The organism is Streptomyces sp. NPDC091292 (assembly GCF_044757265.1).
GTDB lineage: Bacteria > Actinomycetota > Actinomycetes > Streptomycetales > Streptomycetaceae > Streptomyces.
Window position 1 is genome coordinate 201192 of record NZ_JBIVUQ010000011.1, and the last position, 15025, is coordinate 216216.

Annotated in this window: 15 protein-coding genes; 12 read left to right on the plus strand and 3 right to left on the minus strand. The window is 69.1% G+C overall.

Going from position 1 to position 15025, the window contains the following annotated elements:
• Window positions 1–1080 carry a lipocalin-like domain-containing protein gene (locus ACIQNU_RS27360; protein ID WP_401371519.1) on the plus strand — a complete coding sequence of 360 codons (1080 nt, stop codon included), beginning with the start codon at window positions 1–3 and terminating at the stop codon, window positions 1078–1080.
• Here the strand turns inward: ACIQNU_RS27360 and ACIQNU_RS27365 are convergent.
• Window positions 1077–2039, minus strand: a complete 963-nt coding sequence (locus ACIQNU_RS27365; protein WP_401371521.1) for an amidohydrolase family protein — start codon at window positions 2037–2039, stop codon at window positions 1077–1079. The genes ACIQNU_RS27360 and ACIQNU_RS27365 overlap by 4 nt on opposite strands.
• 165 nt (window positions 2040–2204) lie before the next feature.
• Here ACIQNU_RS27365 and ACIQNU_RS27370 point away from each other — a divergent pair, with 165 nt between their 5' ends.
• From ACIQNU_RS27370 to ACIQNU_RS27415, 10 genes are all read left to right on the plus strand, one after another.
• Window positions 2205–2984: an MBL fold metallo-hydrolase gene (locus ACIQNU_RS27370; RefSeq protein ID WP_401371523.1), complete on the plus strand. Its 780-nt coding sequence runs from the start codon at window positions 2205–2207 to the stop codon at window positions 2982–2984.
• 28 nt (window positions 2985–3012) lie between these two features.
• A complete protein-coding gene (locus tag ACIQNU_RS27375) occupies window positions 3013–4119 on the plus strand; it encodes an NAD(P)-dependent alcohol dehydrogenase (protein ID WP_401371525.1) in 1107 nt (368 codons plus the stop codon).
• A 77-nt stretch (window positions 4120–4196) separates the two neighbouring features.
• Entirely contained in the window at window positions 4197–4748 is a 552-nt protein-coding gene (locus ACIQNU_RS27380; RefSeq protein WP_401371527.1) for a VOC family protein, read from the plus strand.
• Window positions 4745–6436, plus strand: coding sequence for an FAD-dependent monooxygenase (locus tag ACIQNU_RS27385; RefSeq protein ID WP_401371529.1), 1692 nt, complete (start codon window positions 4745–4747; stop codon window positions 6434–6436). Before ACIQNU_RS27380 ends, ACIQNU_RS27385 begins: the two co-directional genes overlap by 4 nt.
• A gap of 17 nt (window positions 6437–6453) precedes the next feature.
• The gene (locus tag ACIQNU_RS27390) at window positions 6454–7314 is read left to right on the plus strand and encodes a fumarylacetoacetate hydrolase family protein (protein ID WP_401371531.1); all 861 of its coding nucleotides are present in this window, start codon (window positions 6454–6456) and stop codon (window positions 7312–7314) included.
• A gap of 104 nt (window positions 7315–7418) precedes the next feature.
• Window positions 7419–7760 carry a hypothetical protein gene (locus tag ACIQNU_RS27395; protein WP_401371533.1) on the plus strand — a complete coding sequence of 114 codons (342 nt, stop codon included), beginning with the start codon at window positions 7419–7421 and terminating at the stop codon, window positions 7758–7760.
• 14 nt (window positions 7761–7774) lie between these two features.
• Window positions 7775–9025, plus strand: coding sequence for an oxygenase MpaB family protein (locus tag ACIQNU_RS27400; protein ID WP_401371535.1), 1251 nt, complete (start codon window positions 7775–7777; stop codon window positions 9023–9025).
• A gap of 73 nt (window positions 9026–9098) precedes the next feature.
• Window positions 9099–9758 (plus strand): TetR/AcrR family transcriptional regulator, encoded by a 660-nt coding sequence (locus ACIQNU_RS27405; protein WP_401371537.1) that lies wholly within the window; start codon window positions 9099–9101, stop codon window positions 9756–9758.
• A 200-nt stretch (window positions 9759–9958) separates the two neighbouring features.
• The gene (locus tag ACIQNU_RS27410) at window positions 9959–10429 is read left to right on the plus strand and encodes a DUF202 domain-containing protein (RefSeq protein ID WP_401371621.1); all 471 of its coding nucleotides are present in this window, start codon (window positions 9959–9961) and stop codon (window positions 10427–10429) included.
• Between the two features lie 66 nt (window positions 10430–10495).
• Window positions 10496–11413, plus strand: coding sequence for an alpha/beta fold hydrolase (locus ACIQNU_RS27415; RefSeq protein WP_401371538.1), 918 nt, complete (start codon window positions 10496–10498; stop codon window positions 11411–11413).
• Between the two features lie 12 nt (window positions 11414–11425).
• Here ACIQNU_RS27415 and ACIQNU_RS27420 read toward each other — a convergent pair whose 3' ends face one another.
• Both ACIQNU_RS27420 and ACIQNU_RS27425 read right to left on the minus strand, forming a co-directional pair.
• Window positions 11426–12085, minus strand: coding sequence for a response regulator (locus ACIQNU_RS27420; protein ID WP_401371540.1), 660 nt, complete (start codon window positions 12083–12085; stop codon window positions 11426–11428).
• On the minus strand, window positions 12082–13233 hold the full coding sequence (locus ACIQNU_RS27425) for a sensor histidine kinase (protein ID WP_401371542.1): 1152 nt from the start codon (window positions 13231–13233) through the stop codon (window positions 12082–12084). The genes ACIQNU_RS27420 and ACIQNU_RS27425 overlap by 4 nt, the downstream gene beginning before the upstream one ends.
• Window positions 13234–13570: 337 nt before the next feature.
• On the opposite strand from ACIQNU_RS27425, the gene rsgA reads away from it, so the two are divergent.
• Window positions 13571–14746: a ribosome small subunit-dependent GTPase A gene (rsgA, locus tag ACIQNU_RS27430; RefSeq protein ID WP_401371544.1), complete on the plus strand. Its 1176-nt coding sequence runs from the start codon at window positions 13571–13573 to the stop codon at window positions 14744–14746.
• Window positions 14747–15025: the final 279 nt, after the last annotated feature.

The window sequence follows — 15025 nt, forward strand, 5'->3', positions numbered from 1 at the left end:
ATGTCGCTCTCCACCGACAACCACGTACCCGCCATCGGCGACAAGGTCACCGTCGACGGGAAGACCTTTACCGTGGCCGAGCCCCGCTCGGTCATCGACATCGACCGCGACCTGCCCGAGCACAGCGGACGGTGGCCCAACGAATCCTGGTTCGTCGTCGCCAATCTGGACTCGGGCGGGCAGCGCTTCGGGCTCCAGGTCCACTTCCTGGTCCAGCGCCCCCCGGGCGGCACCGACATCGCGCAGCTCAACGTGGTCGTCGTGAACGAGGGGACCGGCGCCTCGCGCGCCACGGAGTACATCCACCCGCTTGAGCAGACCGAGATCGGCACGGACCGCTTTTCTCTCAGCAGTCCCGAGCTGACCTGGACCGGCGACCGCAACGGTTACACGCTGAGCGTCAAGGGCGACGAGGTGCGGATCGACCTCACCGCGACCGCCTCCGGACCGCCGCTGCTCATGAACGCGCAGGGACAGATGCGCTTCCTCGGGCTCGACGAGCAGTACGAGTTCGCCTTCCCCGCGATGAAGACGAGCGGCACGGTCGTCCTCGACTCGGCGAGTTACGACGTCACCGGCATCTCCTGGCTGGACCGACAGTGGGGCGGACTGCCCGACTTCTTCGCCGACTCGCTCGGCAAGAGCCACGAAGCCGCCCAGACGAGCGCGGAGACCCCGGCCGGCCCGATGAACTGGATGTGGATCTGCCCCCAGCTCGACAACGGCGTCAACATCGGTCTCGCCCAGCTGCGCGACATGGTCAACCAGGAGATCTTTCTCGCACTCACCGCGGTCCACCCCGACGGCACGCACGTCGTCGCACCCACGATGCTGCCGGTGGAGGCCACCGACCACTGGACCAGCCCGGTCACCGGCCGCAGCTACCCCACCCGCTGCGTCGTCCGCGCCCCGCAGATCGACACCCAGCTGATCATCGAAGTGCCGTACAAGGAGCAGGAGATCGTCTCCAAGGAACCATCGTTGACCAAGTTCGAGGGCGCGGCCACCGTCACCGGCACCTACCAGGGCCAACAGGTGACCGGCCACGCCTACCTCGAACTCGTCGGCGACTGGTCCTAGGCGAACCTCGGGAACAGCCTGAGCGCGTTGTCGCGTTCCACGCCTCGGAGCTGGGCCTCGTCGAAGCCGTCGAAGCCGGTGAGGTTGTCGATGTTGCGCACGACCGTGGGTTCCGGGGCCGCGGGCCAGTCGGTCCCGAAGAGGATGTGGTCCGCGCTGGTCACCTCCAGCGTCGGCAGCAGGGAGTTGCGGCTGCCGGCGAGTGCCGTCTCGTAGTAGAGGCCCCGCAACACCTCCGCGACATGCGCCGGATCGATGTCCGCGTCCTCCGGCCCCCGTCCCATGACGGTGTGCTCGCCGATCCGCCAACCGAGCGTGGGCAGCGCCCCTCCGCAGTGCGCCAGGATCAGCCGCAGCCCGGGGTGGCGCTGGAAGACACCGGTGTACAGCGCGTTGGTGATGGTGCGCGCGGTGTCGAAGGGGAACTCGACGATCGAACTCGGCCGGCCGAAACCGAGGACGTCGATGTGCGGGCAGTCCTGGGGGTGGACGAAGACCGGTACTTCGCGCCGTGCCAGCTCCGCCAGTACGAGTTCGAGGGACGGGTCGCCGAAGTAGCGCCCAGCCATGTTCGAGGTCAGCACCACTCCGTCGAGCCTCAACTCGTCCAGGGCGTACGCGACTTCCGCCAGCGCCTCGTCGGGACCGTCCGCCGGAAGCGTCGCGAACGCTCCGAAGCGGCCGGGGTGCTTCGCGATCAGCTCGGCGTGCCCCTCGTTGATCAGCCGGGCCAGCCGCGTCCCGAAGTCTGGATCGTCGTCCGCCCCCGCGAACGACATAGGCATGGACACGAGCTGGGCGGCGATCTCCTGCCGGTCCATGTAGGCGAGGGCGGCCTCCGCTGTCCATCGCGCCGAGATGCGGTACCCGCCGGTCGGCCGGAAGCCCCGGCCCGCGATAGCCATCATCGCCTCGTCCGACACGCCATGAGTGTGCACATCAATCCGTTGACCAGGCACGACGGTGCTCCTCTGCTCCGTGCTGTGGGTGTGCTGCCGAGCCTAAGCATCAAACTGTTACTAGTCAATTTAATCACACCCCTATCGGGCGTGACGAGGCCATGTGTGCACTATCCGCGGGATAAATAAATTGACGTTCGACATTTTAATGGTTACGGTCGAGGCATGCAGATAGGTGATGTGACAGTCGAACCCCTCACTGACGGCGTCATACCGATGCCGCCGAACCTTCTCTATCCGGACGTGCCGTTGTCCGTGTGGCAGGCGCTGCCCGGCGTCCTCGACGAGCATGGGATGCTTCAGATCCCGTTCGGCGGATTCCTGGCCACCGACCGACAGGGGCATCGCGTCGTCTTCGACCTGGGTGGCGGGCTCGCCCCGCAGCTGCTGCCCGACGGCGAGCTGCCCCCGGTCTGCGAACTCCTGCCGGAGCGGCTGGAGGAGCTGGAGTGCCCGCTCGGCTCGGTGACCGATGTGGTCCTCAGCCATCTGCATATCGACCATGTGGGCTGGGCCTCCACTGCGGGTGTCCCCGCGTTTTCCCAGGCCAGGCATCACATCCATGCCGCGGACTGGAAGTACTTCGTGGACGGGGACGCCGACGACGCCGTGCGCGGCAAGGTCGCTCCACTGCGGGACGCTGCCGTGCTGTGGGAGGGCGATGCCGTCTCGCCGTACGAGTGGCTGCGTCTCGTGCACGCGCCGGGCCACACGCCGGGCGCCTCCGTCGCTCTGATCGAGTCGCGGGGCCAGGGCCTCGCCCTGGTCGGTGACCTCTTCCACCATCCGGCGGCGCTGGACCACCCGCACTGGCGCTGCGGCTTCGACTGGGACGCACCGGCCGCCGCGGCCACCCGGGCCCTTTGGCTGGAGACGCTGCGCGCCACGGGCACCCCGCTCGTCGGCCCGCATTTCCCCGAACTCCGTCCGGTCTCACTCCGATGAACCGGCCGCACCCTCCGAAGGGCTTGCCATGAACAGTGTGAAAGCGGCGGTGTGCCGGCCGGACAGCGGCGATCCCTTCGCGCTGGAGGAACTGCGCATTGGCGACCCCCGTCCGGACGAGGTACTGGTGCGCTTCACCGCGGCCGGGCTGTGCCATACGGATCTGGAGGTGGCGGCCGGACGTATGCCCACGCCCCTCCCGGTCGTCGCCGGACACGAAGGAGCCGGCGTGGTCGAGGCGATCGGCGCCGCCGTCACCGGGTTCGGGCCTGGCGACCGTGTGGTGGCCAGCTTCAGCTTCTGCGGAACCTGCCGGAACTGTCTGAGCGGACGGCCCGCGTACTGTCCCCTCCACTTTCCGCTGAACTTCGGTGCTCAGCGCGCCGATGGCTCGGTCGGGCTGCGCGACGCCTCGGGCGAGCCCGTGCACGACCACTTCTTCGGACAGTCGTCGTTCGCCGGGTACGGGCTGTGCCGGCCGAGCAGCCTGATCAAGGTCGGCGAGACGGACGTGCCCGATCATGTGCTCGCTCCCCTCGGTTGCGGCGTCATCACCGGCGTCGGCGCGGTCTGGAACCTGCTGAAGGTCTCGCCCGGCAGCACGGTGGCCGTGTTCGGCGCGGGAGCGGTCGGGCTGAGCGCGGTCATGGCGGCTGCGGCGGCGGGCGCCGCACGGATCATCGTCGCCGACCCGCACCCGTCGCGGCTCGACCTTGCCGCCCATCTGGGTGCGACCGATGTGGTCGACGCGACCGACGGCCTCGCCGTCGAGCGGGTACGGGAGTTGACCGGCGGACCGGGCGTCGAATTCAGCGTGGAGTCCAGCGGCGTACCCGAGGTGATGGCGCAGGCCGTGGCCGCGCTCGCTCCGCTGGGAAGTGCCGCGATCCTCGGAGTCGCTCCGGACGCGGACCTGCGGACCAGCGCGTTCGCGCTCCTCGAAGGACGGACCGTGACCGGTTCGATCGTCGGCCACCAGGCCCCGGCCGTCCTCGTTCCCCGCATCCTCGACCTCCACGGCAGGGGCCGCTTCCCGCTGGAGGCCATGATCCGCACCTACGCGCTGGACGACATCAACAAGGCGGTCGGCGAGGTGCGTTCGGGGGCGGCCGTCAAGGCCGTCCTCGTCCACTGAGCCGCGCCCCAAAAAAGATGAGCCGCCAGCACCCCCTACGAGCCGCCAACTCTCCTATCAGGCAAGGACGAAAGACAATGCCAGGGATTCGTCTGTCCGAGGTCGTGCTGCGGACGACCGACTACGACCGCCTCTGTGATTTCTACTCGCTGCTGCTCGGTCAGCCGCGCAGTGTGGAGATGACACCGCCCCCGTCCGACGACCCGGACGAGCCGTCACGCATCTGTTTCTTCGACTTCTACTACGACCATCCCTACACCGAGCGCATCGCCGTCTTCGAGTGCACGGACCTCGGGCCGGGCAGGTCCTCGCGCGGACTGCACCACTTCCAGTTGCGGACGCCGACCGCCGACGCCCTGCTGGATCTCTACGCCACCCTGAAGGCGGCGGGCTTCCTTCCGGTCGAGGCGTCCAACCACGGCCCGGGAACGAGCATTTACTACCTCGACCCGGACGGGAACCGCGTTGAGTTGTCGTCCCTCAACTTCGCCTCGCGGCAGGAGATGCGGGACTTCATGGCGACCGAGGAGTTCAAGAGCAACCCCAACGGCTTCCCGCTCGACCCCGAGCGTCTGCTCAAGGGCCGCGAGGTCGGCCGGGACCTGAGCGCACTGGTCTGGGAACGATGACGCTCACCTCGGCGCCGGGCCCCACCGGCGACGTCTCGGACGACGCGACGTACGACGTGGTGATCGTGGGCGGCGGTCCCGTGGGGCTTGCAACCGCCATCGAACTGGGCTCCCGCCGACTGTCCGTGCTCCTCGTCGAGCGCGAGGACGGCGTGGTCCGCTATCCGACTGCGGAGTCCATCGACACCGCGTCCATGGAACTCCTGCGCCGGTGGGGGATCTCCGACGCGGTTCTCCGCAGCGGCTTCCCCGCGGACGCTCCGCGGGACATCTCGTTCGTGTCCCGCATGACCACGTACGAGCTGGCACGCTTCCCTCGCCCCTGCAACGCGGCCCGGCGCGACACCACGCACGGGCTGAGCCCCGAAGGGGGCGTGTGGTGGCCGAAGTTCTGGTTCGACCCCGCCCTGCGGGACCGCGCCGCCGCCGAGACCACGGTGGACCTGCGCTACCGGTGGACGTGCGACGCGTTCGACGACGGCACGCACGGCGTGGCCGTACGGCTCTCCTCGCAGGCGTACGGCCGCAGGACGGTGCGCGCACGCTACCTGGTGGCCTGCGACGGTGCTGCCTCCCCGGTCCGCAGGGCCCTGGGCCCCGGGTCGCTGCGGGACTCGGCCGACGTCCGGGCCCGCTGGCAGGGAGCCTTCGTGCGGCTTCCCGGACTGCGCGACCGTGTTCCGCACGCCCCTGCTGTGCAGTACTACCTGGTCAACCCCCGTCGTATGATCCTCGGTTCGCTCGACGGAGATGAGCTGTGGCGCGTCACCTATCCACTCGCGGACGGGGAGTCGCCCGCTGCCGCCGAGGTGCGGGCCACCGTCGCCGACGTCCTCGACTGCGGGGTCGCGGAGGTCGAGGTGCTCGACTCCCGGGAGTGGAGCGGCGACGCGGTGGTCGCCGAGTCCTTCCGGTCGGGACATGTGCTGCTGGCGGGCGATTCCGCCCACCGCATGTGGCCTTCGGGCGGGCACGGCATGAACACCGGTCTGGGCGACGTGGCCAACCTCGGCTGGAAGCTGGAGGGCGTGCTGCGGGGCTGGGCCCCGGACGCCCTGCTCGACACCTACACCGCTGAGCGCCGCCCGCACGCCGAACGCATGGTCCGCCGCGCCTGGCACAACTACCGCGCCGACAATGCACTCCTGCCCGACCCGGCACTGGATGACCCGGCGCAGAAGGAGGCACGCGACCTGGCCGGCGAGCGGATCGTGGGTACCCGCCAGACCGAGTGGCGCTCCCTCGGGGTCCAACTCGGCCTGCGCTACTCGCAGTCGCCGCTCATCGTCTCCGACGGAACCTCCGAACCCCCCGCGGACCCGGAGGAGTACGTGCCGACGGCCCGCCCCGGGCATCGCGCCCCGCACGTCGCACTGGCCGACGGCAGCTCCGCCCTCGACCTCTTCCACGGGCACTTCGTCCTGCTGAACCTCGCCCCCGCCGTGGACAGCGGGCCGCTGTCCCAGGCATTCCGGACCCGGGGAATACCCCTCGACGAGGAGTGGATCGGCGCTGACGGCGCCCGCCAGGCGTACGGAGCGGCCATCACGCTCGTACGCCCCGACGGCATCGTCGCCTGGCGCGGAAACACCTGCCCGGCGGACACCGACGCCTTGGTGGACCAGGTCACCGGCCGGTCGTCCGTGGACTCCGGAACGGCCGAAGCCTGCGGAACGGCCGAAGCCTGAAGAACGGAGAAAACACCATGCTGCTCGCACAGACCGACCACGGCCTGGCCCGGGTCGATCCCGACGGACTGCGACTCTTCGACGCCCCGGGCCGATCGCTGGACGACTTCATCGTCGAGGGAAGGCTGGCGGAGGTGGCGGGCCTGCGGCTCGGCAAGGAGATCAGCAGACAGCACGCCACCTTCGCACCCCCGGTGCGGCGTCCCGGCAAGATCGTCGTCATCGGCCTCAACTACCGGGACCACGCGGCCGAGACGAACAGTCCGCTGCCCGCTCTTCCGCGCTTCCACTTGATCCCCGGCTCCGCCGTCACCGCCCCGGGGGCCGCCGTTCACCTGCCGAAATCCGCGCCGAAGCGGGTCGACTTCGAGGGGGAACTCGCCGTCGTGATCGGGCGCACCGGCCGCGACATTCCGGAGGCGGACGCCTGGGACTTCGTCGCGGGCGGGACGGTCGCCAACGACCTCTCGGCGCGAGACGTCCAGTCGGGTGAGAATCCGGCGCTCCCGATGGCCAGCCCGGCGCTCGCCAAGGGGTTCGACGGCTTCAAGCCGCTCGGGCCCGCCCTGCTCACCGCCGACGAACTGCGCCTGCACGACGCGCTGGACCTCACCACCAAGGTCAACGGTGTCGTACACCAGCACTCCTCGACGGCCGAACTCATCTTCCCGATTCCTCAACTTCTCGCGTACGTCAGCTCGTTCCTGACCCTGGAAGCTGGTGACGTGATCCTCACCGGGACCCCCGGAGGCACCGGCGTCGCGGACGGTCGGTTCCTGGCAGCTGGCGACGTGGTGTCGGTCACCCTCGCCGGAATCGGCACGCTGACCAGCACGATCGTCCCTCCGAAGGACGGGACTCGGCGGGGGCGGACATGACGAGAGACGGATGCGTTCTCTGCGGACGGGCCGTAGCGCTCGCGGACGCGGACCCCGGCTGGCTGGTGCGGACCGGTCGCTGGGGAGTGTCCATGCACCCGGCTATGCCTGCACCGGGCTGGGTCGCCGTCCAGACGCTGCGGCACACCGAGGGACTCGCCGATCTGGACGAGGCCGAGGCCGGCGAACTTGGCCCGCTCCTCGCCCGGTTGAGCGCCGCGGTGACACGGGTGACCGCCTCACAACGGGTCTACACCTACTCGCTGGGCGAGGGCAGTCCGCACACCCATGTGCTGCTGGGCCCGCCTCAACGCGACCTGCGCGGAGCGGAGTTCATCACCGGAATGATGCGCCGCGACGTATCCCTGGCGGACGAAACAGCCGCCCTCCGCATCGCCCGCGCCCTGGCGGACGAACTGGCCGCCGGAAACACCCCAACTACCTGAAAGCGGTGAGATCAATGACGCAGTCGACCGAAGTGGCGATCCCCACGATCTTCACGTACTTCGAGACGGCAGCGAGCCGTCAGGGCCAGGCACTCAAGGCGCAACTCGAACGCTACGCCAAGTGCCGGCTCGACGTCCCCGAGGACCTGGCGAAGGCATTCGGACGGGCCATGAACACCGGGGACCGGCTGGGCGACGCCTACATCGACGCCGCCTTCGCCTTGCCCAAGGGCAGGTCCCGCGCCCGGAAGGACGTCGAACTGGCGCTGCAGGGCGGTATCAAGAACGTCAGCGATCCCTCTCCGGAACTGGTGGCACTGTTCGACCAGATCAACACCGACCCCGAGTGGGTGGACTGGGACAAGGTCGAGCACGGCGCGGAGGTCTTCCGGCGGTACAAGGAGCTGTACCCGTTCTTCGGAATGTCCACGTTCAACGCGTACGGCCTGGAGACCGTCGCCAAGCCGCTTGCGCTGACCGGCGCCTACACCGGCGGGTCGGCGTTCGGCCGGTTCGTAGAGACCTCCCGGCTCTGGACCGACACCACCGAGCCCGGGGCCATGCGGCCCGGTGCCGTAGGACGCCGCTCCGCGGTGTTCGTACGCGTCCTGCACTCGATGATCCGGCACACTCTGCTGCCGCACCCCGAGTGGGACCGGGGCCGGCTGGGTATGCCCATCAGCCAGTTCGCGCAGACCGGGACGCTGCTGCTCAGCTCGTTCGCCCCCGGGATGCAGTTGAAGCTTCTCGGCTACCGCCCCACCGACGCCGACGTCGAGGCGATGATGCACCACTGGCGCTATGTCGGACACCTCATGGGTGTCGAGGCACCGTGGTACCCGGAGACGGTGGCCGATGGTTTCCTGGCCAATCTGCTGCTCGGGCTCTCGGAGCAGCCGAAGATCGACGACGACTCCCGGGAACTGTGCCGGTCGTTCATGGACACCTACCTTCCCCCGGAGGACGCCAAGGGACTGCGCCAGGTCTACGGCAGGCTGCGCTACAAGGCACAGCTCGGTCATGCGCGCTTCTATCTGGGCGAGGAAAGCTACCGGAATACGGGCCTACCCGATACCGGCCTGTGGCGTTTCGCTCCTCTTGCCCGAGTTCCCGGGAACCTGACACGCGAGACCCTGCGCCGAAACGTCCCCGGTGTGGCCGGTTGGATCGACCAGGTCAACCGGCGCGATCGGCACGCATTCCTCAATGCGAACCTCGAAGGCGGCGAAGCGAAGTTCAAGCCCGTCGACAAGCTCACGCGGTAAAGGAATGGCCACCCTACCCGCCCGCCTCTCCTCCGCCCCCACGGGGGAGAGGAGAGGTCGCTAAACTGGCCCCATGCCTGATAATCCGCCCCGCGTCACCCGCCCACGTGGACGTCCGCCCAAAGATGCGCAGCTCGCCCCGACCGACCAGGTCATGGCCGCCGCGATCGAGGCTTTCTCGGTGCATGGATACAACGGAGTGTCGCTACGGACGGTAAATGACGAACTGGGCGTCAGCCGCAATCTGCTCTACCAGCGTTTCGGTTCGAAGGCGAAACTGTGGCAGGCTGCCGTAGACTGGGCCTTCCGCCCTCTCGTGGATTACCTGGTCGCCTCGGACGACGAATCGGCCGACCCCATGGTGCGATTGAGAATGCTGATCCGCAATTTCATCGAGTATTCGGCGACGCGCCCCTATCTGGCTCGCCTCGTCACACTGGAAGGCGCTGCCGCCACAGATCGCCTGGACTATCTCTACCACCACTACATCGAGCCCATAAGATCGCGCTTCATCCCCGTTTTTGAACTCCTGTACGATCAGGGCAGAATCAAGAAAATCCCCTACGAGACGTTCTATTTCCTGCTCACTTCGGGCGGATCCGCGCTCTACGGCCAGATCGCGCTCGCCTCGATGATGAACCCGGAGCTGACGTCGACGGCGGAGACGCGCGTGCGGCTCTACGCCGAGAACGTGGCCGAAGTGCTCCTCAACGGCCTGTCGCTGTCCAGCTGAGTCGACGTGGACACCGTCACCGTCGCACGGCTTCCTCAGCGTCGCCGGCCGCAGCGGTGGCGAGCCCGAAAGCCTTCCTCAGGATCGGTTCCAGCGACTCGTCCAAGCCTTGCGGCGATGTGCCGGGGCGAGGACCTGCCGGTGACACGTTCCCAGCGCTTCTGGGACTGTCGGTCGCCGCTGTCGCCGTGATCATGCTGATGGTGGTGTTGACCGACCGGACCGGCCGATGGGGGCCCACCCGGGGACGATGCCGCGCGGGACCCCGGCCTCAGCCGGAGCGGACCCGGCCGGCCTGGCGGCGTACAACCCTGACGTACACGGTTGCGGCGGTGCTCGCGGGCCGGCAGGTCGTGCGGCACGAGGTGACGGCGGTGCGCGTGGTCGCCGCGGCGTTGAGCGCGCTCGTGTGGGCGGCGTTCCTCTGGGTGGCGGACCGGCGGATCGTGGCGCTGAACACGCCGCGCCCGTGCGCGCTTCCGATGCGCGCGGGGGGTGGCGGCGGCCGTCTGTGTGATCGGTCTGGCGGCGTTCGGGGTGGCGGTGCTCTGAGCATGCTCCGAGGCTCTGGGGAGCCTCTGAGCAGGCGGTATTCCCTGGTTACGGGGTCTGGTCCCCCGTGCGAGCTACGTGCGGATGTCCACTGCGGGGTGACGATTCCTGATCACTGAATCCCTAGCGTGGGGTGCAGCCGCAGCGCACGGGTTGCGGTCTCCATTCTCTTATGGGAGAGCACCATGATCCGCCATTACAGGGCATCCGCCGCGATCACGCTGGTCTGCGCCGTGGCCGGTGCGGGGCTTGTCGGCTGCGAGGAAGCCTCGCCTGCGGATGCGAAGCCGTCCGCGAGTGCCACGGCCACCGGCGGCGCGGACGGGGCCGCCGAGAACGCCTCGTTCACCGGTACGAAGAAGATCGAGGTCGAAGGCCGTTCGGTGAACGTGTCCTGTTCGGGCGACCCGGCGGAAGGCCGGCCGGTGGTCGTGCTGCTGCACGGGGGCGGTGACGGGCTGGACAAGATGGCTGACTTCCAGAAGACCCTGGGCGAACAGAACCGCACCTGTTCCTACGACCGGCTCGGCGCGGGCGCCAGCGATCAGCCCGGCGGTCCCCAGACCCTCGAAGACGGCGGGAAGGTACTGACGGAGGTGCTCGACCAGTTCGCCGGGGACGCGCCGGTCGTCCTGGCCGGGCATTCGCTGGGCGGGCTGATCGCCGCCAGGTACGCCCCCGACCATCAGGACAAGGTCAAGGGGCTGGTCCTGATGGACGCCACCTCACCGACACAGAGCGCCGACCTGAAGAAGGAGATCCCCGAGTCTGCCACCGGCATGGCGGTCGACCTGCGTGAGCAGACCCTCGCGGTCCTCCGGGGCGAGAGCCCGGAGAAGCTTGTCGTGCCGGACGGGGAGGTTCGCTCCGCGGGGAACATCCCGGTGGAGGTGATCCAGCACGGGAAGCAGTACCTCGCGGCTGTGCCCGAGTACGGGCAGGACCTGGAGCGTGCGTGGTCCAAGGGTCAGCGCAAGTGGCTCGCGATATCCAGCGACAGCGAGCTGAGCACGGCCGAGAACAGCGAGCACTACATCTATGTCGACCAGCCCGATGTGGCGGTCAAGGCGATCCAGCGCGTCGTCTCGAAAGCCGCGGGCTGACGCACCGCGCCGTCAGGTGACCAGGCCGTGCCGGTAGGCGTAGACGACGGCCTGGACACGGTCGCGGAGTCCCAGCTTGGTGAGGATGCGCGACACGAAGGTCTTGACGGTCTCGGGGCTGATGTGGAGTGCCGCGGCTATCTCACTGTTGGAGAGGCCGTCCGCGATGAGGCACAGGACCTCCAGCTCGCGGGGGGTCACCGGCAGGTCGTCCGGGGCGCGCCCGGCGGGCCGGATCCGGGCGGCGTGCACGCCCACGAGCTGACGCGTCACCTCGGGATCCAGCAGTGCGGCCCCCGTCGCCACGGTCCGGATCCCGTGCAGCAGTTGGGCCGGCGGCGCGTCTTTGAGCAGGAAGCCGCTCGCACCGGCGCGCAGCGCCTCGTACACGTACTCGTCCAGGTTGAACGTGGTCACGACGAGCACCTTCACGGCCTGCGTCACCCCGGTGCCGGCGAGCAGGCGGGTGGCCTCGATGCCGTCGAGTACGGGCATACGTACGTCCATGACCACGACGTCCGGGGCCAGTTCGCCGGCCAGATCGACGGCGCTGCGACCGTCTCCGCACTCGCCCACGACCTCCAGGTCGGGCTGGGCGTCGATGATCGTGACCAGCCCGGTGCGGACCATCACCTGGTCGTCGCAGACCAGAACCCGGACCGGCGCGGTCACGACGGGTCCACGGTGGGGATGCGGGCCCGTACGGTGAAGCCGCCGTCCGGGCGGCGGCCCGCGCTGAAGTCGCCGCCCAGGGCGTCGACCCGTTCGCGCAGACCGGCCAGGCCACGCCCGCTCCCGCCGGTGGACGCGGCGCGTGAGCCGGAGCCGTCCGTGCCGATCTCCACGGTGATCTCCCTTTCGCCGTGGTGCACCTGGACCGAGGTGCGGCTGCCGTGGTCGTACTTGAGTACGTTCGTCAGAGCCTCCTGCACGACCCGGTAGACCACGAGGTCGGTGCCGGTCGAGCGCACGGGAGCGCCCTTCTCGGTGAACTCCACCGGCTGCCCGGCCCGCCGGGTCTGCTCCACGAGCGGGAGGAGTCCGCCGACGGACGCAGTCCTGGCCCCGGTGCCATGGTCGGGGTTGAGCAGGTCGAGCAGGTGCCGCAGATCGGTGATGGCCCGCCGGCCGGTGTCGGCGACGCCCGTCAGGGTCTCGTCGAGCCGATCGGGATCGGCGGTCAGATAGCGAGCCGCCTCGGACTGCACGACCATCGCCGTCACATGGTGAGTCACGACGTCGTGGAGTTCGCGGGCGATACGGGCGCGTTCGGCGGCGCGGGTGTCATCGGCCACGCGGCGGCGGCGTTCCGACTCGGCGGCCCGGTTGGAGCGCAGCCACGCGCCGATGCCCCAGACGAGAGCCAGCGCCAGATAGAACGTGACGAACTCTTCCACGGGCTCGCCCGGGGCGAGTTGGTCGAGCGCGACCGCCAACGGCACGTACGCGGCGGAGAACAGCAGCACGGTGGCGCGCCGGTGCCGTTCCAGCCGGGAGCCCAGGGTCAGCACGGTGATGGCCAGTGCGCTGCCCGCGAAGGAGTGGTAGCCGCGGAGTTGGTCGAGAGCGAAGCCGGTCGACACCAGAGTGAGAGCGACCACGGGCCATCGTCGGCAGATGACGAGCGGAAAGCACTGAAGGGCGACGGCCACGACGGCGAGCGCGTCGAAAGGGCGGGTCGGCACGCCGCCGAGCACCGTTCCGTGACCGTGCAGCGCCGGTACGAGCGACCCGGCGAAGAACAGTACCCCGACGGCGAGATACCGGACCGGCCCGCCAACGCGGCCCCACCACTGCGGGGCCCGCGGAAGGTTGGTCACCGGAGGAGCGTAGTCCCCATGCCGCTGTTTCAAGGAACTGGCTGAGTGCGCGTGACGTCGGTGTGCCACCAAGCGATCACCACATGCGGTTGGGGCCCGCATTTAATCGGTGGTGCCGTGCCCTGGGGTGGGGCTAGGGTTCTGCTTGTCCGTTCCGAGGAACGGTGTTGGTTCGTGGAGAAGAAGCAGGAGGTGAGGACATTGATGACTGTCATGGTGACGGGCGCTGCCCGCATTCAGGAGTTCATCGTTTCCACCCCTGTGGTCTCCGGCTGACACCCACTCGACTTCCGCGCGCAGAGCGCGCCGCCGGGGGCTGCCCTTCGAAGGGTTCCCCTTGTTCAACGCTTCGCTCAACACGTCTTCCACTTCTGATGCTCAGCACGTCCTCGCCACCTACGGCTGGGACGAAGGCTGGGCGGCCGAGTTCACTCCGTACGCCGCCCAAGGCCTGGTCCCGGGCCGGGTCGTCCGGGTCGATCGCGGTCAGTGTGATGTGGCCGTCCCTGACGGCGTCGTCCGTGCCGATACCGCGTTCGTCGTTCCCCATGACCCGATGAAGGTCGTGTGCACGGGGGACTGGGTCGCCGTCGATCCCGAGGGCAGTGATCCGCGGTACGCGCGGACGATCCTGCCTCGGCGGACTGCCTTCGTGCGGTCGACGTCGTCCAAGCGCTCCGAGGGCCAGGTGCTGGCCACCAACATCGACCACATCGTCATCTGTGTGTCGCTCGCGTTCGAACTCGACCTCGGGCGGATCGAACGGTTCCTCGCGCTCGCGATGTCCAGTTCGAGCGGTGAGGCACTGCTGCGTACGTCGGCGGACTCTTGGGAATCGGGGGCGCAGCCCCTGGTCGTCCTCACCAAGGCCGACCTCGTGCCCGACCCGGTGACCCTGTCCCATCTCGTACAGGACGTGGAGACCAGCGCGCCCGGTGTGCAGGTCCTCGCCGTCAGCTCCGCCGCCGGCGACGGGCTCGACGTCCTCGCCGCGACCGTCGCCGGCGGTACGAGTGTGCTGCTCGGGCAGTCCGGCGCCGGTAAGTCGACGCTCGCCAACGCGCTCCTCGGCGAGGACGTGATGGAGGTCCAGGCCAACCGTGACGTCGACGGCAAGGGCCGTCACACCACGACCACCCGCAATCTCCTCGTACTGCCCGGGGGCGGTGTCCTCATCGACACACCGGGGCTGCGCGGTGTCGGGCTCTGGGACGCCGAGGCCGGGGTCGGTCAGGTGTTCGCGGAGATCGAGGAGCTGGCCGACGGCTGCCGGTTCCAGGACTGCGCCCATGAGGCCGAGCCCGGGTGCGCCGTACTCGCCGCCCTGGCCGACGGCACCCTCCCGGAACGCCGCCTCGACAGCTACCGCAAGCTCCTCCGCGAGAACCAGCGCATCGTCGCCAAGACGGATGTACGGGTACGGGCGGAGCTGCGGCGCGAGTACAAGCGACGGGGCGCGGAGGGCCGGGCGGCGATGGAGGTGAAGCGGGGGAATTGGGGGCGCTGGAGCTAGTGCCTCCGGCGGTTGACCGGTTATTCGCCTCCGGCGGGGTTGCCTCCGGCGGCGGACCGGGATTGGTGTCGTTGGGGATTCCGCCGGACTCTGCGCGTCGGGGCTTGGCGCCGTGGCGGCGGGATTTCCCCTGCGGGGGGCTCTCCCCTGCCGGGGGCTGTTCCCCTGCGGGGAGCTTTCCTCTGCCGGGGGCTGTTCCCCTGCGGGGAGCTTTCCTCTGCCGGGGGCTGTTCCCCTGCGGGGAGCTTTCCTCTGCCGGGGGCTGTTCCCCTGCGGGGA